The sequence below is a fragment of the Pseudomonas sp. B16120 genome (genome assembly GCF_044218845.1).
Taxonomy (GTDB): domain Bacteria; phylum Pseudomonadota; class Gammaproteobacteria; order Pseudomonadales; family Pseudomonadaceae; genus Aquipseudomonas; species Aquipseudomonas paracarnis.
Map to the genome: position 1 here is coordinate 2,074,462 of NZ_CP162588.1, position 21,501 is coordinate 2,095,962.

Here is a 21,501-nt window from a genome sequence, read left to right on the forward strand (position 1 = left end):
TACAGCCTTCTTCTCGAGATACCCGATGCTCAATAACGATCGCCTGCTGGTGCAAATCCTGCTGCTGGTGCTGTTTGGTGCCAGCTTCTGGGTCATGGCGCCGTTCTGGTCGGCGCTGTTCTGGGGCGCGGTGCTGGCATTTGCCAGCTGGCCGCTGATGCGTTTGCTCACCCGTTGGCTCGGCGGCCGGGAGTCCCTGGCCGCTGGCATCCTGACGTTGGGCTGGATGTTGCTGGTGGCGGTGCCATTGGTATGGCTGGGGTTCAACCTGGCGGACCATGTGCGTGATGCGGTGGCGCTGATCAAGGACATCCAGGTCGACGGCTTGCCCGAGGCGCCGACCTGGTTGGGGTCGATCCCCTTTGTAGGCGAGCGCCTGGTGGCGACCTGGGACAGCATTGATCAACAAGGCGCGGCGCTGATGGTGAGCATCAAGCCGTACCTGGGCCAGGTCGGCAATTGGTTGTTGGCGCGCAGTGCGCAAATTGGCGGCGGCATTCTCGAGCTGACCCTGAGCCTGGTCTTCGTATTCTTTTTCTACCGTGACGGGCCGCGCCTGGCGATGTTTGTGCACCGCCTGTTGGAGCGCCTGATCGGCGAACGCGCCGGCTATTACATCGAACTGGTGGCTGGCACGGTACAGCGAGTGGTCAATGGTGTGATCGGCACCGCTGCGGCCCAGGCGCTGCTGGCGCTGATCGGCTTTCTGATCGCCGGCGTACCGGGCGCGCTGGTGCTGGGTATCGTGACTTTCCTGCTCAGCCTTATTCCCATGGGGCCGCCGCTGGTGTGGATCCCGGCCACGGCGTGGCTGGCGTGGAAGGGCGACTACACCTACGCGGTATTCCTGGGCGTGTGGGGCACGTTCGTGATCAGCGGCGTGGATAACGTGCTCAAGCCGTACCTGATCAGCCGTGGCGGCAACCTGCCGTTGGTGATTGTGTTGTTGGGTGTATTTGGCGGGTTGATAGCGTTCGGCTTTATCGGCCTGTTTATTGGCCCGACGTTGCTGGCGGTGGCCTACAGCCTGTTGACAGACTGGAGCGCGAGCCAGGCGCAAGTGCGTCGTGAAGACAAACCGTGTAACTGATGGGTGTACCTAACTGTGGTGCGCCGCGGTACTTGTGGGAGCTGGCTTGCCTGCGATAGCGGTGGGCCAGCCAACACTTCATCGACTGACACTGCGCAATCGCAGGCAAGCCAGCTCCCACATTTGGATCGCGGCGCGTCAGGTAAATGGGAGTGCTTAAACCCTCGGCAACCACATCACCGCCGTCAACCCACCGCCCGGTGTATCTTCCAGGCTCAGGTGGCCGCCGAGTCGCTCGACGGCCTCCCTGGCAATGGTCATCCCCAAACCGACCCCTCCGGAATTGCGGTTGCGCGACCCTTCCAGGCGAAAGAACGGCTCGAACACCGCTTCGCGCTTATCGGCGGCGATTCCCGGGCCGTGGTCGATCACCCGGATTACCAACGCACCGCGGCTGTCGGCCAGTTCCACCCGGGCGGTGCCGGCATAGCGCAGGGCGTTATCGATCAAATTGTTCAGGCATGAACGCAGGGCCATCGGCTGTACCTGCAACGGTGTACAGGTGCCGGCAAACTGCACGTCGCGGCCTTGGTCCTGGGCGTTTTCACTCAGGGATTCCACCAACGCCTGTACATCGAGCCAATGCCGTGTCTCGCTGGTGCGCTGTTCGTGCAGGTAGCTCAAGGTGGCATCGAGCATGCCGATCATGTCGTCCAGGTCCTGGCGCATCTGGCCTTGCAGCTTGGGGTCTTCGATTTGTTCCAGGCGCAACTTGAGGCGCGAGAGCGGGGTGCGCAGGTCGTGGGAGACCGCGCCGAGCATGCGTGCGCGCTGGCTGACTTGTTCGCGGATGCGCTTTTGCATCAGGTTGAAGGTCGAGGCCGCTTGGCGTGCTTCGCGAGGGCCGGTTTCCACCAGGGGCGGGCTGTCGAGGTCGACGCTCAGGCGCTCGGCCGCTGCGCTCAGGCGCTGGATTGGCCGGCTCAGCAGTTTGGCGCCGTACCAGGCAGCGATGATCAGCGAGATAAATTGAAATGTCAGGGGCACCACCGGGCCGCCGAACCAGGGGCGAGGCGCTTTGCGCAAGGGCGTGAGGCTGCCATCTGGTTGTTCGACGAAGGCCGCGCGGGGTGGTGGCGGCGGGCCGTAGTGGTGGAACCAGAAGAACGCCAGCACATGGGCCAGCACAATCGCCACCAGCAACAGGCCGAACAGTCGCCCGAACAGCGTGTTGAAGGGCGCGCGCATCAACCGATATCCCGGGCGTCGAACAGGTAACCTTCGCCGCGTACGGTCTTGATCAATTGCGGAGCCTTGGGGTCATCCCCCAGCTTCTGGCGCAGGCGCGACACCAGCAGGTCGATGCTGCGATCAAAGGCCTCGATGGAGCGCCCACGGGCCGCGTCCAGCAGCTGTTCGCGGCTCAGCACACGGCGGGGGCGTTCAATGAACACCCACAACAAACGAAACTCGGCGTTGGACAACGGCACCACCAGGCCATCATCGGCCACCAGCTGGCGCAGCACGCTGTTCAGGCGCCAAGTGTCGAAGCGGATATTGGCCCGCTGTTCGGTGCGGTCATCACGCACCCGGCGCAGGATGGTCTGGATACGCGCGACCAACTCCCGCGGCTCGAACGGCTTTGACATATAGTCATCGGCGCCCAGTTCCAGGCCGATGATGCGGTCGGTAGGTTCGCAGCGGGCGGTGAGCATCAAAATCGGAATATCCGACTCGGCGCGTAGCCAGCGGCACAATGTCAGCCCGTCTTCGCCCGGCAGCATCAGGTCGAGCACCACCACATCGAAGGTCTCCGCTTGCATGGCCTGGCGCATGGCGGTGCCGTCGGTGACGCCCGAGGCGAGAATATTGAAGCGTGCCAGGTAGTCGATCAGCAGTTCGCGGATCGGCACGTCGTCGTCGACAATCAGCGCGCGAGTATTCCAGCGCTTGTCTTCGGCGATCACCGCGTCTTTTGGCGCTTCGTTTACAGGGTCGCAAGGGGTATGCATAGCGAGGTCATCTGCCTGAGTGTGGCTGTCAGCATAGGCGCCCAGTTCCAGGGCTGGAAGTGCTGGGCGGACGGTCATGTGCGCGAGGCTAGCCGGGCGGCGTATTGGGGGCGTGTCGTGAATGTATCGGGGTTGAAACAATTGCTCTGAATTGCCGGTATTGGGCGCTTGATCAGTATTTACCGATCATCGGATCCCGCAACGGCGCTGCTTGCGCTACAATCCGCGCCGATTTCGACTTGCCTGAGAGCCCATTCCAATGTCCGTCTGCCAGACTCCTATCATCGTCGCCCTGGATTACCCCACCCGTGACGCCGCACTGAAGCTGGCTGACCAGTTGGACCCCAAGCTTTGCCGGGTCAAGGTCGGCAAGGAACTGTTTACCAGTTGCGCGGCGGAAATCGTCGGCACCCTGCGTGACAAAGGCTTCGAAGTGTTCCTGGACCTGAAATTCCATGACATCCCCAACACCACGGCGATGGCCGTCAAAGCCGCGGCCGAGATGGGCGTGTGGATGGTCAATGTGCACTGCTCCGGTGGCCTGCGCATGATGAGCGCCTGCCGCGAAGTGCTGGAACAGCGCAGCGGCCCAAAACCGTTGTTGATCGGTGTAACCGTGCTCACCAGCATGGAGCGTGAAGACCTGGCAGGTATTGGCCTGGATATCGAGCCGCAGGTTCAGGTGTTGCGCCTGGCAGCCCTGGCGCAGAAAGCCGGCCTCGACGGCCTGGTGTGTTCGGCCCTGGAAGCCCAGGCCTTGAAGAACGCTCACCCGTCGTTGCAACTGGTGACACCGGGTATCCGTCCCACCGGCAGCGCCCAGGATGACCAACGCCGCATCCTGACCCCACGCCAGGCCCTGGATGCGGGCTCGGATTACCTGGTGATTGGCCGTCCGATCAGCCAGGCGGCGGATCCTGCCAAGGCGTTGGCAGCGGTCGTCGCCGAGATCGCCTGATTTTTAGAGTGAGCAAAAATGTGGGAGCTGGCTTGCCTGCGATAGTATCAACTCGGTATCACTTAGAAACCGAGTTGCTTGCATCGCAGGCAAGCCAGCTCCCACATTTGTTTTTGTGTTGTTTCAGCTGACTTTGAGCACCAACTTCCCGAAGTTCTCGCCATTGAACAGCTTCATCAGCGTTTCCGGGAATGTCTCCAGCCCTTCGACAATATCTTCCTTGCTCTTGAGCTTGCCCTGGGCCATCCAGCCGGCCATTTCCTGGCCCGCCGCCGCGAAGTTCGCCGCGTGGTCCATCACCACAAAGCCTTCCATGCGCGCACGATTGACCAGCAATGACAGGTAGTTGGCCGGACCTTTGACCGCTTCCTTGTTGTTGTACTGGCTGATTGCGCCGCAAATCACTACGCGGGCTTTGAGCGCCAGGCGGCTGAGCACGGCGTCGAGAATATCCCCGCCGACGTTATCGAAATACACGTCCACGTCTTTGGGGCACTCGCGCTTGAGGGCGGCGGGCACGTCTTCGTTTTTGTAGTCGATGGCGGCGTCGAAGCCCAGCTCATCCACCAGGAACTTGCACTTTTCGGCGCCACCGGCGATCCCCACCACGCGACAGCCTTTGAGCTTGGCGATCTGCCCGGCGATGCTACCCACGGCACCGGCAGCACCCGAGATCACCACGGTGTCACCGGTTTTCGGTGCGCCGGTGTCCAGCAGGGCAAAGTACGCCGTCATGCCGGTCATGCCCAGGGCGGACAGGTAGCGGGGCAGGGGCGCTAGCTTGGGGTCCACCTTATAGAAACCACGGGGCTCGCCAAGGAAGTAATCCTGCACGCCCAGTGCACCGTTCACGTAGTCCCCCACCGCGAAGTTCGGATGCTTCGAGGCAATCACCTTGCCTACGCCCAGGGCGCGCATCACTTCGCCGATGCCTACTGGTGGGATGTAGGACTTGCCTTCATTCATCCAGCCACGCATGGCCGGGTCGAGGGACAGGTATTCATTGCGCACCAGCACCTGGCCTTTCTGGGGTTCGCCCACCGGTACTTCCTGGTAAGTGAAGGTCTCGCGCGTGGCGGCACCGACCGGGCGTTTGGCGAGCAGAAATTGGCGGTTGGTCTGGGCGGTCATGGCAAGGGCTCTTTAGAAATGGAACATGAGTGATAGACCCTCAGTGGCAGAAGGGCAAGGGTGTGCGGCGCAGGCGAATGCCCGGCAATAGGCCTCATTGATAATCAGCCGGTCCGCTTTATCACTGCGATTCATGCAGCGCCAACCGGCCTTCTGATAGTGCTGACGTGCGGCTCCCGGCGTTGGCTAGACTCGCTCCATCGCTACTAACTCCACAGGACAGTTCCCATGAGCATGACGTTTTCCGGCCAGGTCGCCTTGGTGACCGGCGCCGCCGCTGGTATTGGCCGCGCCACCGCGCTGGCATTCGCCGCCGAAGGCTTGAAGGTGGTGGTCGCTGACCTTGATGTGGCGGGAGGTGAGGGCACTGTGGCATTGATCCACCAGGCCGGTGGCGAAGGGATATTTGTGCGCTGCAACGTCACGCTCGACGCGGACGTGCAGCAATTGATGGCTCAGACCGTCGCCACCTATGGACGCCTGGACTACGCCTTCAACAACGCCGGCATCGAGATCGAGAAGGGCAAGCTGGCCGACGGCAGTCTTGATGAGTTCGATGCGATCATGGGGGTTAACGTCAAAGGCGTGTGGCTGTGCATGAAGTATCAGCTGCCGTTGCTGTTGGCCCAGGGCGGTGGGGCCATCGTCAACACCGCATCGGTGGCGGGGTTGGGGGCGGCACCGAAGATGAGCATCTATGCGGCGTCCAAGCATGCGGTGATCGGGCTGACGAAGTCGGCGGCCATCGAGTATGCGAAGAAGAAAATCCGCGTGAATGCGGTCTGCCCGGCCGTGATTGATACCGACATGTTTCGCCGCGCCTATGAGGCCGACCCACGCAAGGCTGAGTTTGCCGCCGCCATGCACCCGGTCGGACGCATTGGCAAGGTTGAGGAAATCGCCAGCGCCGTGTTGTACCTGTGCAGTGATGGCGCAGCATTTACCACCGGTCAGGCCCTGGCGGTGGACGGCGGCGCGACAGCGATCTAGGACGGCAGGTCGCGTGGCATTCGAAAACAGAGCCAGGTGCTGTGGGGCGTTTCCATGGCGGGCAGTGGGCTGCGCCCGAATATGTTTCACTAGGTAAATAACCCAATAAAATCAATACTTTAATAAAAGTTGGCGGCCGGTTTTACTGAGCTTCTGTGCTTAACTGTTTTGGGTTAACAGACAGTTGAAGTGAGTGGCTCATGGATTTAGGGATCGATCGACAAGCCCTGGTACCGGTTGTTCAGCAGATCGTCAGCGCGGTGGCAGAATGGATTCGCAAGGAGGGGGTGAGCCCTGGCACACGCTTGCCGTCCATTCGCCAATTGGCCCTCGATAACCTGCTGAGCCAGGCCAGTGTGATCGAGGCATTCGAACGATTGGTGGCCCAGGGGCTGCTGGCCCCCCGACATGGCTCGGGGTTTGTGGTGGCGTCACCCACGACGGTCCACGAAAACCATTGGTATGAGGGTGCGGAACAGGGCTGGGGGGCATTTACCGATGGCCCACTGGGCCAGCTGAAGCTGGGCTGCGGCTGGCTACCCGACACCTGGCGCGAAAGCGATGACATCAACTACGCGATCCGCGAACTGAGCCGTACCGACACTGGCGGCCTGTTCAACTACAGCACACCCTTGGGGTTGCCGGCGTTGCGCGAACAACTGCTCAAACGCCTGACCCAGATACACGTGCCCACCAGCCTGGACCGTATTCTCACCACCCACGGCGCCAGCCATGCCCAGGACCTGCTGATACGCACGCTGCTCAAGCCAGGTGATAAGGTGGTGGTCGAGACACCCGGGTATGGCAATCTCTATCGCCAACTGGCCTTTCAGGGCGTTACGCTGCTGCAAGTGCCGCGCACCCGTGGTGGCCCGGATATTCCGGCATTGGAAGCGCTGCTGCACATCCACCGGCCCAAGTGCCTGTTCATCAACAGCCTGTATCACAACCCCACGGGGACCAGTTTGAGTCGTCCGGTGGCGGAGCGCTTGTTGGAGTTGGCACGCGAGCGCGACTTCCTGATTATCGAAGAGGACGTTTACGGCGACCTGCAACATGCCAGTTGCACACGCTTGTCGGCGCTTGCCCATGATGAGCGGGTGATCTATGTGTCGAGCTTTTCCAAGACACTGAGCAGTGCCCTGCGCGTGGGTTACCTGTGCGCCAATGCCGCGATCATCACGCAATTGGTCCAGCTCAAGACCCTGACAGGCATCGGCACCTCACGGTTTGCCGAAGCCATGGTGGCGACGTTGCTGAGTAACGGCACTTACCGTAAGTGGATGCAGCGCCTGCGCAAGCGCCTGACTGCGCAGATGGCTGCCACTCTGCAGGTGCTGGAGGATGAAGAGTGGCAGGTATTTGCCGCACCCGCGGGCGGGATGTTCCTGTGGGCACGACCAGGCTTGGCCGACCCCTTGCGATTGCAAGCCTGCGCCCAGCGGCTGGGTGTGTTGCTGTCGCCGGGTGCGTTGTTCAGCCCCACGGGTGAGCGCAGCGAATGGCTGCGCATCAATGTGGCCTACGCCGCTGATCAACGCGCATTGACGCTGTTCCGCGCTATGGGTGCAGCGAGATCGACCTCGACCATTCTGAAAACGACGCACATGTAGCTTTTTGCCATTATTCCGGCGCCAGCGGCTTGTGCTCAGTGCCTCGGGGTTGCGAATCTCGCTGCTTGTAAACCTGGCTTATGGCATTTGCCATCGCAAGAGGATCAAGTGCAATGATTTCGGGCGTGCAACGACGTTTCGCCAACCTCGGTATGGCAAAAAAACTCGGCTTGGGTTTTACCCTGGTACTGCTGTTGACGGCCCTGGTAGCGGCCATCGGTGTGTGGTCCCTGCAGACCATCGGCCAGCGCTTCGAGGGTCTTACGTCGATGTCGACGCTCAACAGCGACCTGCTCAAGGTGCGCTTGATCGAGCAAGACTATGCGTTGCACGCCGACCCCAATGCCGTTGAGGCCCTGCATGCCAGTGTCGATGCGCTGATGGCCCAGGCCACGCGTCTCAAGGCGCGGTCCGCCAGCAACGAGCGAGTGATGGGTGATGTTGAGCAAGCTTTGGTCGCCTATCGCCAGGCATTCGATGAGTTCGTCGAGTTGACCCAGACCAAAGACCTCGCCCTGGAAATGGCCAGTTGGTCGGTGTCCAGCGTGGCCAATAACCTGGATGTGCTGCAAGCCGGGCTGGCGGACGACGGCGCCTATGGCCTCAAGGAAAGCCAAGGCAAGGAGGGCGCGGCGTTTATCGAGCAGGCAGGGCAGGTCAGCCAGGTGTCGCGGCTGATGTTGCAGGCCATGAACGAAGCGCGGGTGCGCCTGGATCAGAGCCGCAGGGCGGACGCAGACGACGCCGGGCAGGGCAAGATCGAGCAAGCCGACCAGGCCCTGGCTGAAGTCGAGACACTCAAAACCACGGTCAAGGACCCCGGCTACCAGACCGTGCTCAACGAAGTCGCCGGGCATATCGCGTCGTTCAGTGGAAAGCTCGGCGAATACACCGGGCTGCTGGCCCAGGAAAAAGTGGTCTACACGCAATTGCATGACCGCGCCGAGCAAGTGGTCAGCCGGGTCAACCAGGCGTATGCCGCCGAAGACCAGTCCATGCAAACACAGTTGCAGCACAGCACGTTGCTGATCATCGGCTCATCCGCCCTGGCGCTGCTGGTGGGCTTGATCGCTGCATGGGGGATCACTCGCTTGATTGTTGCGCCGTTGCGCGCGGTGATCGCCGTGGCCCAGCAGATCGCCTCGGGTGACCTGAGTGGGCGCATGGAGATCAGCCGTCGTGATGAAATCGGCCAGTTGATGCAGGCGATGCAGCAGATGGGCAATAGCTTGAGCCAGATGGTCAGCGGGTTGCAGGCGGGGATCGAACAGCTCGCCAGCTCCGCGCATTCATTGTCCAGCGTCACCGAGCAAACCACTGCCGAAGTCAGCAACCAGAAGGACGAAACCGAGCAAGTCGCCACGGCGATGAACCAGATGACCGCCACGGTGCACGATGTGGCACGCAATGCCGAGCAGGCGGCCCAAGCCGCGCAGACCGCGGATGCCAAGGTCGATAGCGGCCAACAGGTGGTACGCATGAGCCTTCAGCGTATCGAATTGCTGGCGACGTCGAGCAACAGTGCCAGCGCCAGCATCGAAAGCCTCAGCGCGCAAATCCAGAATATAGGTACCGTCTTGAGCGTGATCCAGAGCGTGGCCGAACAGACCAACTTGCTGGCTTTGAACGCTGCGATTGAGGCGGCGCGTGCCGGTGAGCAGGGGCGTGGCTTTGCGGTGGTGGCCGATGAAGTGCGGGCACTGGCCAAGCGCACCCAACAATCGACCGAGGAAATCGAACGGCTGGTCAGCACGCTGCGCAGTGCGGCGCAGTCCTCGGTGCAGCAGATCCAGCAGAGTGGCGAGCTGGTGAAACTGGCGGTCAGTGATGCACTGGAGACCGAAGGGGCCTTGGGCAGCATTGCGGCGGCTGTTTCATTGATCCAGCAGATGAACCAACAGATCGCCGCCGCCGCCGAGGAGCAAAGCTCGGTGGCCGAAGAGATCAACCGCAGCGTCACCAGTATTCGGGCGAGTGCCGATCATTCTGCGTTGAGCATGCAAGGCAATGCCGCCTCGAGCATCCAGTTGGCGCAGTTGGGCGCGCAACTCAAGGGGATGGTGGGGCATTTCCGCCTTTGATCGCAGCGTAGACGCTGCGATCTGAGGGCAGGGCGATCAGGCGTGGTTGGCGAGGAAGGTCAGCAGCGCCTCGTTGACGAAATCCGGGTTCTCGCGGCTGGAGATATGCCCGGCTTCGGGGATCAGGATCAGGCTGCAACCGATCAGGTCGGCCATTTCCTCGGATTCTGCAGGTGGTCGGGGTTTGTCCTGTTCGCCGCACATCACCAAGGTGGTGTCGGCGTCCAAGCCAGGTAATTGCTCCAAGATGTCTTTGCGGCTGAAGATCAGGCGGCCCAGCGGCACGATACTGTCCAGCAAGCGTTCTCTGGGGAAGTCTTGCAGTGACTGGCGAAAATCCCGGTACAGCGCGGATTCGCGGTCGATGTTCGGGCGGAAGAAGATCGGTGCGATCACATCCAGCAATTGTTCGGGGATCGCCCCGGCGTCTTCAATCATCTTGAACAGCGAGAAATAGTACTGGCGCGTTGCTTCGGGTTCGGCCCCGAGGTAAGTGTCCATCAGCACCACGCTGTTGATGCGCTCGGGAGCCTGCAATGCCAGGCGTGAGCCCCACATGCCGCCGACCGAGAGGCCCACCAGGTTGGCTTGCTCGATGCTCAAGTGATCCAGCAGCGCCAGGGCCTGGCGGGCGAGGTCATCCAGGGAATGGGTGTTTGCTGGCAACGGCCCGGACTCACCGTGGCCCCACAACTCGGGGACGATCACGCGGTATTGCTGCGACAGCGCTTCAATCTGCGGCGCCCACATGTCGCTGGCCCACAGGTAACTCGAACCCAGTAGCACGACGGGGCCGGCGCCCTGGTCGATATAGTGCAGCGGTTGTCCATCAATCACGGCGACAGGCATAACAGGCCTCTAGTTTCACGGAGTGAGGGGCACTTTTTTACGCTAGTCGGGGGCAGGAGGATAGGTGCACATTGATGGCATGTGATGATTTCACTGTGGGAGCTGGCTTGCCTGCGATGAAGGCCTGCCAGCCGATGCTCACCTACCTGACACCCCACAATCCCACTGTGGGAGCGGGCTTGCTCGCGAAAGCGGTGTGTCAGTCAACATCAATGTTGCTGAGTCGACGTCTTCGCAGGCAAGCCAGCTTTGATGTTCGTTGCTTTGAGCATTGCGTTCGCGATGCCATCAATCGTAGATAGCTTTCTTCTTCCACTCGGCATCGGCGTCGACGACTTTCAAGCCCTCGGTCAACTCGTTGACTTCGTCCTCGGCAGGCTGGCTGTTAGTCAGCACTGTGGAGTTGGCGCGCGCCAGTTGGGACTCCAGCAGTTGCAACTGGGCGCTGTAGAGCACCGGCTCCGGCTGTTTGCGCAGGTACTGCACGCCGCGTTCGAACGCCAGGCGTGCCTGGCCGGGTTGGCCTTGCAGCAGGGCGTGCTGGCCGAGGTTGTTGAAAAACTCGATGTGCAGCAGCACCAGGATATGACGGATTTCCTTGATCCAGTGCTTGGCTTCGTTGGTCGGCAGGAAGCCATCCTGCGCGGCGCGGGTGACTTGGCCGTGCAGGGCTTCGAGCAGGAAGCGCACGTCCTTGGCCTTGGCCTCGGTCTGGATCGGTGCCGGTGGGTTGGCCACCGGAATCGATTCGCCTTGGGCGATCAGCGCATTCAGTTCGGTGATACGCGCCTTGAGCGGTGTGCTGGACTTGTTGAGATTCAACAGGCGCTGGTTGACGTTCAGTTCCAGGCGAGCCAGCAACAGCTTGAGCGCTGGGGTCATCAGTTGGCCGGGGAAGGTCTCGGTAATTTCACCGCAGCGACGCAGCCGATCGTTAAGCTCGATCTCGGTACGCTTCTTTTCCAGCTTGTTGTTTTCCACCACGTGGTTCATGTAGCCAATGGCGATCAGTATTACGATCCCGGCTATTACCAGCAGGGTGATCATGAGTGGTGTCACTGGTGTGACCTCTTTAATAGGGTTTGCTGTGGAGTGTAGTGACTGGGTCATCCGGCGGATAGGACCGATCGACCAGTTGCCCAGGTGATTTCTTCTATATAAGTAGGCGTTCCCTGAATGGATGCACATTGCCATCATTTGCCTGGGTGAACTATAGCGTCTTGTCGAACGCCAGAATATAGGCGTCAAGGCTCGGACGGTGCCAATGCCCGCGAAGGCCGTGAAACCATGGCGAAGTCGTTGATTTAAATAAATTTATCCTTGGGGGTTGACGACCTTTCAATCCATCCATAGAATGCGCGCCACTTACAGCGTAAAGCACACAGCGAAACGCGGTAGGGAGTGAATGTTGTACGTGTGTCCCCTTCGTCTAGTGGCCTAGGACACCGCCCTTTCACGGCGGTAACAGGGGTTCGAGTCCCCTAGGGGACGCCATATGCGGGAATAGCTCAGTTGGTAGAGCACGACCTTGCCAAGGTCGGGGTCGCGAGTTCGAGTCTCGTTTCCCGCTCCAATTTACAAGCAGTGTGGCCTTCGGGCGGCATTGAGTGAAACCAGGACCAAGTCTTCGGACAAGGCCTCTGGGCACTGGAACACACACCATGTGTTTCAGTAGCGTGTCCCCTTCGTCTAGTGGCCTAGGACACCGCCCTTTCACGGCGGTAACAGGGGTTCGAGTCCCCTAGGGGACGCCATTTGCGGGAATAGCTCAGTTGGTAGAGCACGACCTTGCCAAGGTCGGGGTCGCGAGTTCGAGTCTCGTTTCCCGCTCCATATTTAACGAAAACGCCGATCAGTGATGATCGGCGTTTTTGTTTGTGCGCAATTTACTTCGCCAGCGCACCGCCCCCGTTCAAAGCGTCGAAGGAATCTCCTGCCGTGGCATAAAAAACCGCGCAAACAGTTCGGACTGCGATTTGATATTCAGCTTGCTGTAGATGTTGCGGCGGTGAACCTTGATGGTTTCCGTCGACAGCGACAGCTTGCCGGCGATCTCTTTGTTGGAGAACCCACTGAGCAGTAACTTGAGTACGTCCTTTTCACGTGCCGTTACTTGTGCTTCCAACTGAGTAAGTGCCTCAGCCCATGGGGCCGGCTCGGCAAGATTTTTTGCCGGGTCAGTTTCAAAGCCCATGCGTTGATGCATCATTGCCGTTACCCACGGCTTGATCATGTCCAATACCGTTATCTGCGCCTGGGTGAATCGCAGGTTGCTGCCAAACGACATGCACAGCGTTGTACCGGCATCGAGCCTTACGTTGTATTGCGCCTCATCGACCGAGATGTATTGCGCGAAATATTGCTGGTAGTACTCGGTTTCCCGGAAGTGTTCCGGCGCAATGTCGAGCAGATGGAAGAACCCGCTCTGTGGGTTTTCTCGATCAGCGATATAAAACGGGTCCAGCAGATACAGGCCTTTCACATAGCGGTGAATAAAGGCGTCGATTTCTTCGCTGTCTGCTACTTCGGGCAGGCTGATCACACGCACTGCGTGGTCGCCAAAAACCAGCACCACCCAATTGTCTATCTGCACATATTCATTCAATACGCGAATCAACGAACTCCAGAACTCAGGGCGATTGAGCTGCATGATCAGTTTTCCAACCGATCGGTGCCAAGCCAGGCTATGAAGGTCAAGCGACATGTTCTACCCCTTTAGGGTTAGGGCTTTGCAGGCCAGAGCTAAGTACTTGTAGGTATTTACTATTCGTCGAGGCTCGGTATATTCACCCCGAGCTTACGATAGCCATGAGGGCGCGTCGTGTGGACAGGGATAGTCATATGAGTCGAGCACACTTGCGAGCTATTTTTTTAGCTTCGCTTATGGGCGCTGCAATCAGCACGCCCGCAGCCGCCGCTGAATCTTCGGTGTATCTGTATAACTGGTTCGGGTTTCTTGAACCGCAGACGCCCAAGCAATTCCAGCAGGAGACCGGCATCAAGCTGCATATGGATGCTTTCGACAGCGCCGAAATCATGCAGAGCAAGGTCATGGCTGGGCGCACCGGCTATGACCTGGTGGTGGCCACCTCCAATGTATTGCCGGGCTTGATCAAGGCCGGGGTGCTGCAGCCGCTGGATCGCGCGCAGTTGAGCAACCTTTCGCACATCGACCCTGACATCCTCTCCCTGCTGGCGGTCAATGACCCCGGTAACCGCTACGCCGTGCCCTATGTCTGGGGCACCACCGGCATTGGCTACGACGTGGATAAAGTCAAGGCGGCGCTGGGCGATGACGCCCCGGTGGACAGCTGGGACCTGATCTTCAAAGAAGAAAACATCAGCAAGCTCAAGTCTTGTGGCGTGGCCATGCTCGACTCCCCCAGCGAGATCATTTCCATTGCCTTGCACTACCTGGGGCTGCCCAGCAACAGCACTGATCCCGAGGATTACCAGAAGGCCCAGGCGCTGCTGTTGAAAATCCGCCCCTATGTGCTCTATTTCGATTCGTCCAGAATCGACACCGACCTGGCGGACGGCAATATCTGTGCTGTCGTCGGCTGGGCCAATGGTGCCCTGGCGGCGCAGGCGATTAATGAAAAGTCCAACAGTGGCCGCAAGATTGCCTACAGCCTGCCGCGCGAAGGCGCCTTGGTCTGGTCTGAAAACTGGGTGTTGCTCAAGGACGCTCGCCACCCAAAGGCCGCTCTGGCGTTCATCAACTACATGCTGCGGCCACAGGTGATAGCCAAGACATCCAACTACATGCTCTATCCCAACGCCAATAAAGACGCCACTGAGTTCGTCGAACAAAAGTTGCGGGATAACCCTTGGATCTATCCCGATAAAAAGACCATGGCCACACTGGTTCCGCTTGAGCCCTTGCCGCTGAAGGCGGAGCGCATTCGCACACGGGTCTGGACCAAGGTCAAAAGCGGTACGTGACGGGGACGAGGTCGGGGAGGGAGACAGCATGCGCCAGGGCGGTGATCAGCGCTATTTAGAGTCGGACGACTACAAGGCCTACAAAGAGATTGAAGAGCAGATCGGCCTGTGTACGCCAGAACAGGCCTGGGCCATGTACTACGTTTCGACGGGCATGGTGCGGGAAAATATTACCCTGGCGGTGATGGAGCACATTGGCCGGGGTAATCGTGCCCTGTTGCTTGAGTTTCCAGATCTGGTGCGAGTCGCAGGGCGTGACGCTGAGCCGGGTGAGATCGCCTCAAACTGGCCTCTGCTGCGAAGGCGTCGTCGATAAGTCTACTGTGCGTATCTCTGGATGGGCGAGGTGCAGGCGGTTGTAGGTTATTATTGTGAAGCTTGTAGGGAAAGTCTGTGTTTTTTGTAGGGTGGATGCCTTTTCGCCCTGTGCTCTCTACTCTGGCCACCCATTCTCCTTGTCCACTTCAGAGAACTGACCGGATGCTTCAACTCGATTTCTATTCAACCCTCGTTGCCGCTTCACTGGTGCTATTGCTGGGGCGCGGGCTTGTGGCTCGCATCGGCTTCTTACGTACCTACAACATTCCGGAACCCGTAGCCGGTGGCCTGTTGGTCGCCATGCTGCTCCTGGCGTTGCGCGGGTTTGCCGATATCGAAGTACGCTTCGATCCTTCATTGCAAACCCCCTTGATGCTGGCGTTCTTTGCCACCATCGGTTTGAACGCCGATTTTGCCAGCCTGAAGAAAGGCGGGCGGATCCTGGCGGTGTTTCTGCTGGTGGTAACGGGCTTGCTGGTGGTGCAAAACGCCATGGGTATCGCGCTGGCCTCGGCGCTCGGGCTTGACCCATTGATGGGCCTGCTTGCGGGTTCGGTGACTCTGTCCGGTGGGCATGGCACCGGTGCGGCCTGGGGCGCGGTGTTCAGTGAGCAGTATGGCGTGGCGTCTGCGTCTGAACTGGCGATTGCCTCGGCGACCTTTGGCCTGGTGCTCGGTGGCCTGATCGGCGGGCCCGTGGCGCGTTTTCTGATCAAGCGGGTCGAGGTGCCAGGTATTGGGCAACCGCAGTCGAGCCTGGCCAAGGGGTTCGAACAACCGAATGAAGAGCGCCTGATCACCGCGTTTTCGTTTATCGAGACCCTGGCGCTGGTGGCGATCAGTCTGCAGGGCGGCAACTTGTTGAATGCCGCCATCCAAGGCACCGCGTTCGAATTGCCGACGTTCGTGTGCGTATTGTTCGTCGGTGTGGTGCTGCGCAATGGGCTGTCGATGCTCGGCTGGCATCAGGTGTTCGAGCGCGAAGTCTCGGTGCTGGGCAATGTCAGTTTGTCGTTGTTCCTGGCGATGGCGCTGATGTCACTCAAGCTCTGGGACTTGGCGGCACTGGCTTTACCGATTGTCATTCTGCTGGCCGCACAGGCATTGCTGATGGCGCTGTTCGCGATTTTCGTGACGTTCCGGGTGATGGGCCGCAACTACGATGCGGCGGTGCTGGCGGCAGGCCATTGCGGCTTCGGGCTTGGCGCAACGCCCACGGCGATTGCCAATATGCAGGCGGTAACGCAGCGCTTCGGGCCCTCGCAGATCGCGTTTCTGGTGGTGCCGATGGTGGGCGCGTTCTTCATCGATATCGCCAATGCGGTGGTGATCAAATTGTATCTGGCGCTGCCGTTCCTGGGGGCCGCTGGGTAAGTTTTTCAACGCCTGCCTACGGCGTTCATCGCCTGGGCCAGGCGCCGCGTGGCTTGCTGGATTTCATCCCGGTCGAGGGAGGCAAAGCCCAGGCGCAGCGCGTTTACCGGCTGGTCGTTGGGTGAAAACTGACGACCGCTGCGCACCACGACGCCGTGGTCCAATGCGGCGCTTGCCAACTTATCGACGTCTATTTCTTCCTCGAAACGTACCCATAGCGCCAAGCCCCCCTCGGGTTCGCGCACCTGTATGCGAGCGCCAAACGCCTGGTCCAGGCAGTCCTGCAGCACGGATCGGCGCGCCCGATATTCTTTCGACACGCGGCGCACATGCTTCTTCAACTCCCCGTCATTGATCAGGTCTGCCAGCATGGCTTGAGCGACCGCGTCGGCATCGCCCAACATCAGCGCGGCATTGCGCTGCAGGGCTTCAATCACAGAGGTGGGCGCGACGATATAGCTGCAGCGGAACGTCGAGCCCAGCACTTTGGACAACGAGCCGATATACAGCACATGGCGTTGGGCGCGGTCACTGGCCAGCGGTAGGTAAGGGCGGCCACTGAAATGATATTCGTGGTCGTAGTCCTCTTCGATAATGCACAAGTCATGCAGCGCGGCCAAGGCCAGCAAGTGTTGCCGGCGGGCGGCATGCAGGCTCACGGTGGTGGGGAACTGGTGATGGGGCGTGAGGTAAATCATGCGCACCTTGTGCTCACGGCATAAGCGCTCGACCTGGTCGGTGCGGCAACCTTCATCGTCGATGTCGACCGTGACCAACTGAGCCCCGAGCTGACGGAAAATTTCCCAGGCCGGTGGGTAGCTCAAGCGTTCCACCAGTACTACGTCGCCGGGCTTGAGCAGCAGGCTGGCGCTCAGGTACAGGGACATCTGGGTGCCCTGGGTCAGGCAGATATTTTCGGCAGTGACCGTCAGCCCACGGTTGTTACGCAGCATCTCGGCCAGGGCACAGCGCAAATGATAGCCGGTGCCCTCACTCCCGTAACGCACGGTATTGGAGGCGAAACTGTTGCGCAATGCATGGCGATAGTAACGGTGCAAAACGGCCTGGGGCAGCAGGCGGTGGTCGCTGGTGCCGTTGTCGAAAAACAGCGCGCCGTGTCGATGCTCAAGCGCGACCACTTGGGCGTTATGGGTGAAATAGGGTACCGCTGGTTGGTGCAGTAACTTCGGTGCGAAAGACGGTTGTGTAACGCTGGGCAGTTGCGTGGGTGTCAACTGCGCATTGACGAAGGTGCCACGGCGCGGCTCGCTGATCAGCCAGCCCTTGGTCATGGCTTCTTCGTAGGCCAGGATCACCGTCTTGCGGTTGACGTCGAGCAAGTGTGCCATTTCCCGCGTGCCCGGCAGTAACGTCCCGGGCGGCAGGCGGCCTTCGAGGATGGCATTGACCAAGCCTTCGGCGATCTTGCGGTAAGTCGCCTGGCTTGCACCTTCTTCAAGCCGGAGCAGTGGACGCCATTTACGCATCTGGACCATCTGAAGTATCCAAATCTGGAGGTTTTAATGGGCCTAGTCTAGCGCAACAATCAAGCCTTACTTATCCCGAGGTCTTTATGAATAAACGTCATGTCATCGAACTGTCGCCCTCGGGGAAAACCTTTGAAGCGGGCGATGAACTCTTGCTCGACGCCATGCTCGCCAGCGGCTTGGCCGTGCCGTTCTCCTGCCGCCGTGGCGCCTGCGGTTCGTGCAAGGTGGTGGTCGCCGAAGGTGCGTACCGGGCCAAGCGCCTTGCGCCGGGTGCGCCGGCGCCTTCTTATCCTCTGGCAGCCAATGAAATGTTGTTATGCCAGAGCCACGCCTGCGGCGACATGCGCCTGCGTATTCCCGGCTGGTCGCTGGATACGCCCGCGCTGGTAGTGGCGGCGCAAGTGCATAGCAAGCGTGCGCTGGGCCCCGATGTGATCGAGTTGGTATTGATACCCGAAAGCCCAGTGGCGGTGCGGCCTGGTCAATACCTCAAGTTCCGCCTGGCGGACGGTGACACGCGCTGCTTTTCGGTTGCCAACCTGCCCGCCGATGATGAAGGGCGGTTGATCTTCCAGATTCGAAGGGTGAGTGGCGGGTACTTTTCCGAGGGTATCCTGGGTGATCTCGGCGCGGGTGAGCGTCTTCACGTGGAAGGGCCGTTTGGTGCCTGTACCTGGCAGGACGATGAGGCGGCGCCCGTGGTCCTATTTGCCACGGGCACGGGTTACGCGGGCATCAAGCCTATCCTGCTGACCGCGCTCAAGCGCGATGTCGAAGTGACGTTGTATTGGGGTGGCGCGCAATCGGCGGACTTTTATGACAGTGCCTTCCTCGACCACGCGATGCTTGAGCATCCCCGTTTTCGCTGGCATCCCGTGCGGTCATCAGAGGGCAGGGTGCAGGAGGTTGCATCGGGTCACGGGCATCGCTGGGAGCAGGTCCAGGTGTATGCGTGCGGTAATGGTGCAATGCTCAGCCAGGTGCGCACCCATTGCCTTGAAGCGGGGTTGGCTAGCCACCGGTTTATCGCGGAGGCGTTTGTTGCCAGTGGTCGGTCAAGTGCGGAAACGGTTTCCCTGTCGTTCGACCCGGTCTGGGAGAAAGTCGGCCCGCGTTATTCCTTGGACGGCATGTTGGCTGCGCGGGAAAAATCCATGCGTGCCCTGGGGGCCATTGCCAGCCAGTTGAAGATCGGCATGACCACCGGCGAGGCCCTTGAGATGGCCGCAAGGCAACTGCAGGCCATGGGCGCTTCGCACACCTGGCATCCGACCTACATTCGTTTTGGCGCCGACACTGTGCGCCCACCGCGCGAGGGTGTTGATCGTCAGCGCAGGCTGCGCGCTAATGACATTGCCGTGGTCGATCTTGGCCCGGTGTGGGATGGCTACGAAGGGGACTATGGCGATACGTTTGTGTTCGGCGATGCGCCGTTGCACCAGGCCTGCAAAACGGCCGTGCACGAAGTGTTTGATGAAACACGCCAGGCGTGGCTGCGTGGCCTGACTGGGCGTGAACTCTACGACTTCGCCGAGCAGAGCGCCCTGTCCAAAGGCTGGAGATTGGCACGCAACCTGGCAGGGCACCGCCTTGCAGATTTCCCCCATGCGTTGTTCGAGAGCAAAGTGTTGGCTGACCTGGAGATCCCACCGAGTGAAATGGCCTGGGTGCTGGAAATACAGCTGTGCCATCCCACTGAGTCGGTCGGTGGTTTCTTTGAAGACATGCTGATGTTGCAAGGCTGATGCTGCCAAGTTGTGCTTGGCGCGATAGCCCTGCAAAGCGAGATCTCACCCACACCGCCGATCTCCTGTGGGAGCTGTCGAGCTTTAGCGAGGCTGCGAAAGCGGTGGTTCAGGCGCTAAAGAAGTTGCCTGTACCGCCGCCATCGCAGCCTCGCTGGGGCTTCAACTGGGTCAGAGCTTCGGCAATTGCCCGACGCGGCCCATCATTTCGGTGACGATCTGCAGGTCCAGCAAGAACTGTTCAACCGTCTTGAACTCACTGTCAGTGTGCCCGGTGTACTTCTCTTCCGGGCGGGCCAGGCCGAATTGCACGCCGTTGGGCAGGTCGTGCACCGAGGTTGCGCCGGCCGAGGTGCCGAACTTGTGCGCCATGCCCAGGTTTTCAGTGGCCACTGCCAGCAAGGCTTTTACCCATTCCCCTTCAGGGTTGCGGTACATCGGCGTGTCCAGCGAGTAAGTGAAGCTCACGTTGACCTTGGCGTTCTTGTCCCAGGTGTTCAGCTTCTGCTCGATTTGCGCCTTGAGCGCCTCCGGGGTTTTACCTTTCGGTGCGCGCAGGTTCACGGCCAGTTTGAAGGCTTTGTCATCCTGCCCCACAAACGTCAGCGAGGTGGTCAACGGCCCCATGAAATCATCCGCGTAGCCCACACCCAATTTGCCGCCCAGGTAATCCAGGCCCCAGTTGTCGGCGGCATACCGCGCGGCATCGGTGATGTGGTTGTGCTGGAGGGCGACCTTGCCGTCGAGGCTGTGGATCAGGTCCAGCATACGCGCCACCGGGTTGACCCCGGTTTCAGGCTCGGAGGAGTGAGCGGATACGCCGGTAACCGTGAGTTTGACGTCCTTGCCATCGACCTTGGCCGTCACCTGGAAATTGCCACCATTGCGCTTGGCATAGTCGTCACCGGCCTGTTGCAAGCTGGCGGCCAATTCGGCTGGCGTATCGCTGACCAGCGTGGCCACCGAGGCCGATGGAATCTGGTTGTTCGCCTTGCCGCCGGTCATCGCGATGATTTGCGCGCCTTTGCCTTCGCCCTTGCGCACCGGGAAGGTGGCCATGACCGTACCCGAGCCTTTCTCGGCGATCACCACCGGGTAACCGCCATCCAGCGCCAGGTTGTATTGCGGCACGGGATTGCGTTCGAAGTAGTAAGGAATGGCATCACCGGCGGTTTCTTCAGTGGTGTCCACCAGCAGCTTGAACGTGCGCGCCAATGGCAGTTTTTCTTCCTTGATGACTTTCATGGCGTACATCGTCACCACGATGCCGTTCTTGTCATCCTCGGTACCGCGGCCATACATGCGGTCGCCAATCAGCGTGACCTTGAACGGGTCGAGTTTGGTACCGTCTTGCAGCACCCAGTTTTCCGGAGTCACGGGCACCACATCGGCATGGGCATGCACACCCACGACGTCATCACCGCTGCCCTCCAGGGAAATTTCGTACACGCGATTATCGACGTTACGGAAGTTCAGGTTGAAGGACTTGGCCAAGGCCTCGATCTTCGCCGCGATCTTGAGGAATTCCGGGTTTTTATACTGTGGCAGGCCGTCCACGTTGAACGTCGGGATTTCCACGAGTTCGCGCAGGGTTTCGAGCGCGGCTTTGCCGTACTTCACGCGGGTATAAATGCCCAGCAGGCGATTGATCTCGTTCTGCTGCTCGGCGCTCAGGGTTTTGTTGCCCAGAAACGCGCTGATAGCAGGGCCGGTGTCAGCCGATTTGCCCAGTTCGCTCTTGGCCAGGGTGCCGAGGAAACTGCGAAAATCGGTGGCCGAGTTCTCGCTGAAATGCTTCAGGATGGCTGCGCTTTGGTCTGCGGTGATGTTAGCGGATGCGGGAGTGGCAACTGCCGACAGGCTCGCGGCGAACAAGGTGGCAGCCACCAGTTTTTTCAGTGGAAAGTGCATGGTTAAAGGCATTCCTTTGCAGGTAGTGAGTAGGAGGTTTCTGACGGAAGAGTC

Annotated in this window: 17 protein-coding genes, 4 tRNA genes and 1 pseudogene; 14 read left to right on the forward strand and 8 right to left on the reverse strand. The window is 60.1% G+C overall.

What is annotated here, in order from left to right:
• The first annotated feature begins 25 nt into the window (after positions 1-25).
• A complete protein-coding gene (locus AB4P90_RS09895) occupies positions 26-1,090 on the forward strand; it encodes an AI-2E family transporter (RefSeq protein ID WP_003190063.1) in 1,065 nt (354 codons plus the stop codon).
• 156 nt (positions 1,091-1,246) lie between these two features.
• Here AB4P90_RS09895 and AB4P90_RS09900 read toward each other — a convergent pair whose 3' ends face one another.
• Positions 1,247-2,278, reverse strand: a complete 1,032-nt coding sequence (locus AB4P90_RS09900; RefSeq protein WP_014717755.1) for a HAMP domain-containing sensor histidine kinase — start codon at positions 2,276-2,278, stop codon at positions 1,247-1,249.
• Positions 2,278-3,042, reverse strand: coding sequence for a response regulator (locus tag AB4P90_RS09905; protein WP_014717756.1), 765 nt, complete (start codon positions 3,040-3,042; stop codon positions 2,278-2,280). Before AB4P90_RS09905 ends, AB4P90_RS09900 begins: the two co-directional genes overlap by 1 nt.
• Before the next feature lie 259 nt (positions 3,043-3,301).
• Between AB4P90_RS09905 and pyrF the strand changes: the two genes are divergently transcribed.
• Positions 3,302-4,000 (forward strand): orotidine-5'-phosphate decarboxylase, encoded by a 699-nt coding sequence (pyrF, locus tag AB4P90_RS09910; protein ID WP_003190068.1) that lies wholly within the window; start codon positions 3,302-3,304, stop codon positions 3,998-4,000.
• A gap of 123 nt (positions 4,001-4,123) precedes the next feature.
• On the opposite strand, the gene AB4P90_RS09915 is transcribed toward pyrF, so the two are convergent.
• Positions 4,124-5,131 (reverse strand): NADP-dependent oxidoreductase, encoded by a 1,008-nt coding sequence (locus AB4P90_RS09915; protein ID WP_395605843.1) that lies wholly within the window; start codon positions 5,129-5,131, stop codon positions 4,124-4,126.
• A gap of 228 nt (positions 5,132-5,359) precedes the next feature.
• Here AB4P90_RS09915 and AB4P90_RS09920 point away from each other — a divergent pair, with 228 nt between their 5' ends.
• The 4 genes and pseudogenes from AB4P90_RS09920 to AB4P90_RS09935 all read left to right on the forward strand — a co-directional run bounded on the left by AB4P90_RS09920 (position 5,360) and on the right by AB4P90_RS09935 (position 9,815).
• Positions 5,360-6,121 carry an SDR family oxidoreductase gene (locus AB4P90_RS09920; RefSeq protein ID WP_014717758.1) on the forward strand — a complete coding sequence of 254 codons (762 nt, stop codon included), beginning with the start codon at positions 5,360-5,362 and terminating at the stop codon, positions 6,119-6,121.
• A gap of 200 nt (positions 6,122-6,321) precedes the next feature.
• Positions 6,322-7,734, forward strand: a complete 1,413-nt coding sequence (locus AB4P90_RS09925) for a PLP-dependent aminotransferase family protein (RefSeq protein ID WP_020301709.1) — start codon at positions 6,322-6,324, stop codon at positions 7,732-7,734.
• A 995-nt stretch (positions 7,735-8,729) separates the two neighbouring features.
• A pseudogene (locus AB4P90_RS09930) lies at positions 8,730-8,909 on the forward strand (HAMP domain-containing protein); the annotation flags it as partial.
• Between the two features lie 201 nt (positions 8,910-9,110).
• Positions 9,111-9,815: a methyl-accepting chemotaxis protein gene (locus tag AB4P90_RS09935; protein WP_370694800.1), complete on the forward strand. Its 705-nt coding sequence runs from the start codon at positions 9,111-9,113 to the stop codon at positions 9,813-9,815.
• Positions 9,816-9,851: 36 nt separating this feature from the next.
• Here AB4P90_RS09935 and AB4P90_RS09940 read toward each other — a convergent pair whose 3' ends face one another.
• Together AB4P90_RS09940 and AB4P90_RS09945 are read right to left on the reverse strand one after the other, a co-directional pair.
• Positions 9,852-10,664 (reverse strand): alpha/beta fold hydrolase, encoded by an 813-nt coding sequence (locus AB4P90_RS09940; protein WP_395605844.1) that lies wholly within the window; start codon positions 10,662-10,664, stop codon positions 9,852-9,854.
• A gap of 288 nt (positions 10,665-10,952) precedes the next feature.
• Entirely contained in the window at positions 10,953-11,723 is a 771-nt protein-coding gene (locus AB4P90_RS09945) for a hypothetical protein (RefSeq protein WP_032872063.1), read from the reverse strand.
• A 359-nt stretch (positions 11,724-12,082) separates the two neighbouring features.
• Here AB4P90_RS09945 and AB4P90_RS09950 point away from each other — a divergent pair.
• From AB4P90_RS09950 to AB4P90_RS09965, 4 genes are all read left to right on the forward strand, one after another.
• Positions 12,083-12,158 (forward strand) — tRNA-Glu (locus tag AB4P90_RS09950).
• Between the two features lie 3 nt (positions 12,159-12,161).
• A tRNA-Gly gene (locus AB4P90_RS09955) sits at positions 12,162-12,237 on the forward strand.
• A gap of 105 nt (positions 12,238-12,342) precedes the next feature.
• Positions 12,343-12,418: transfer RNA gene (locus tag AB4P90_RS09960), tRNA-Glu, on the forward strand.
• Positions 12,419-12,421: 3 nt separating this feature from the next.
• Positions 12,422-12,497 (forward strand) — tRNA-Gly (locus AB4P90_RS09965).
• A gap of 79 nt (positions 12,498-12,576) precedes the next feature.
• On the opposite strand, the gene AB4P90_RS09970 is transcribed toward AB4P90_RS09965, so the two are convergent.
• The gene (locus AB4P90_RS09970; RefSeq protein ID WP_014717763.1) at positions 12,577-13,368 is read right to left on the reverse strand and encodes a LuxR C-terminal-related transcriptional regulator; all 792 of its coding nucleotides are present in this window, start codon (positions 13,366-13,368) and stop codon (positions 12,577-12,579) included.
• Positions 13,369-13,505: 137 nt separating this feature from the next.
• On the opposite strand from AB4P90_RS09970, the gene AB4P90_RS09975 reads away from it, so the two are divergent.
• From AB4P90_RS09975 to gltS, 3 genes are all read left to right on the forward strand, one after another.
• Positions 13,506-14,609 (forward strand): polyamine ABC transporter substrate-binding protein, encoded by a 1,104-nt coding sequence (locus AB4P90_RS09975; RefSeq protein WP_014717764.1) that lies wholly within the window; start codon positions 13,506-13,508, stop codon positions 14,607-14,609.
• A 28-nt stretch (positions 14,610-14,637) separates the two neighbouring features.
• Positions 14,638-14,925, forward strand: coding sequence for a hypothetical protein (locus AB4P90_RS09980; protein WP_014717765.1), 288 nt, complete (start codon positions 14,638-14,640; stop codon positions 14,923-14,925).
• A gap of 164 nt (positions 14,926-15,089) precedes the next feature.
• Positions 15,090-16,301: a sodium/glutamate symporter gene (gene gltS / locus AB4P90_RS09985; RefSeq protein WP_014717766.1), complete on the forward strand. Its 1,212-nt coding sequence runs from the start codon at positions 15,090-15,092 to the stop codon at positions 16,299-16,301.
• A gap of 5 nt (positions 16,302-16,306) precedes the next feature.
• Here the strand turns inward: gltS and AB4P90_RS09990 are convergent, their stop codons facing one another.
• A complete protein-coding gene (locus tag AB4P90_RS09990) occupies positions 16,307-17,797 on the reverse strand; it encodes a PLP-dependent aminotransferase family protein (RefSeq protein ID WP_395605845.1) in 1,491 nt (496 codons plus the stop codon).
• Between the two features lie 77 nt (positions 17,798-17,874).
• Here AB4P90_RS09990 and AB4P90_RS09995 point away from each other — a divergent pair, with 77 nt between their 5' ends.
• Positions 17,875-19,536: a M24 family metallopeptidase gene (locus AB4P90_RS09995; protein ID WP_014717768.1), complete on the forward strand. Its 1,662-nt coding sequence runs from the start codon at positions 17,875-17,877 to the stop codon at positions 19,534-19,536.
• A 171-nt stretch (positions 19,537-19,707) separates the two neighbouring features.
• Here AB4P90_RS09995 and AB4P90_RS10000 read toward each other — a convergent pair whose 3' ends face one another.
• Entirely contained in the window at positions 19,708-21,447 is a 1,740-nt protein-coding gene (locus tag AB4P90_RS10000; protein ID WP_014717769.1) for a dipeptidase, read from the reverse strand.
• Between the last annotated feature and the right edge of the window lie 54 nt (positions 21,448-21,501).

Bases quoted from the DNA above. Each gene is read 5' to 3' on its own strand.
- gltS (WP_014717766.1), top strand. From the start codon at position 15,090: ATGCTTCAACTCGATTTCTATTCAACCCTCGTTGCCGCTTCACTGGTG.
- AB4P90_RS09940 (WP_395605844.1), bottom strand. From the start codon at position 10,664: ATGCCTGTCGCCGTGATTGATGGACAACCGCTGCACTATATCGACCAG.
- AB4P90_RS09990 (WP_395605845.1), bottom strand. From the start codon at position 17,797: ATGGTCCAGATGCGTAAATGGCGTCCACTGCTCCGGCTTGAAGAAGGT.
- AB4P90_RS10000 (WP_014717769.1), bottom strand. From the start codon at position 21,447: ATGCACTTTCCACTGAAAAAACTGGTGGCTGCCACCTTGTTCGCCGCG.
- AB4P90_RS09900 (WP_014717755.1), bottom strand. From the start codon at position 2,278: ATGCGCGCGCCCTTCAACACGCTGTTCGGGCGACTGTTCGGCCTGTTG.
- AB4P90_RS09920 (WP_014717758.1), top strand. From the start codon at position 5,360: ATGAGCATGACGTTTTCCGGCCAGGTCGCCTTGGTGACCGGCGCCGCC.
- AB4P90_RS09975 (WP_014717764.1), top strand. From the start codon at position 13,506: ATGAGTCGAGCACACTTGCGAGCTATTTTTTTAGCTTCGCTTATGGGC.
- AB4P90_RS09915 (WP_395605843.1), bottom strand. From the start codon at position 5,131: ATGACCGCCCAGACCAACCGCCAATTTCTGCTCGCCAAACGCCCGGTC.
- AB4P90_RS09980 (WP_014717765.1), top strand. From the start codon at position 14,638: ATGCGCCAGGGCGGTGATCAGCGCTATTTAGAGTCGGACGACTACAAG.
- AB4P90_RS09895 (WP_003190063.1), top strand. From the start codon at position 26: ATGCTCAATAACGATCGCCTGCTGGTGCAAATCCTGCTGCTGGTGCTG.
- AB4P90_RS09925 (WP_020301709.1), top strand. From the start codon at position 6,322: ATGGATTTAGGGATCGATCGACAAGCCCTGGTACCGGTTGTTCAGCAG.
- AB4P90_RS09905 (WP_014717756.1), bottom strand. From the start codon at position 3,042: ATGCATACCCCTTGCGACCCTGTAAACGAAGCGCCAAAAGACGCGGTG.
- AB4P90_RS09995 (WP_014717768.1), top strand. From the start codon at position 17,875: ATGAATAAACGTCATGTCATCGAACTGTCGCCCTCGGGGAAAACCTTT.
- AB4P90_RS09970 (WP_014717763.1), bottom strand. From the start codon at position 13,368: ATGTCGCTTGACCTTCATAGCCTGGCTTGGCACCGATCGGTTGGAAAA.
- pyrF (WP_003190068.1), top strand. From the start codon at position 3,302: ATGTCCGTCTGCCAGACTCCTATCATCGTCGCCCTGGATTACCCCACC.
- AB4P90_RS09935 (WP_370694800.1), top strand. From the start codon at position 9,111: ATGACCGCCACGGTGCACGATGTGGCACGCAATGCCGAGCAGGCGGCC.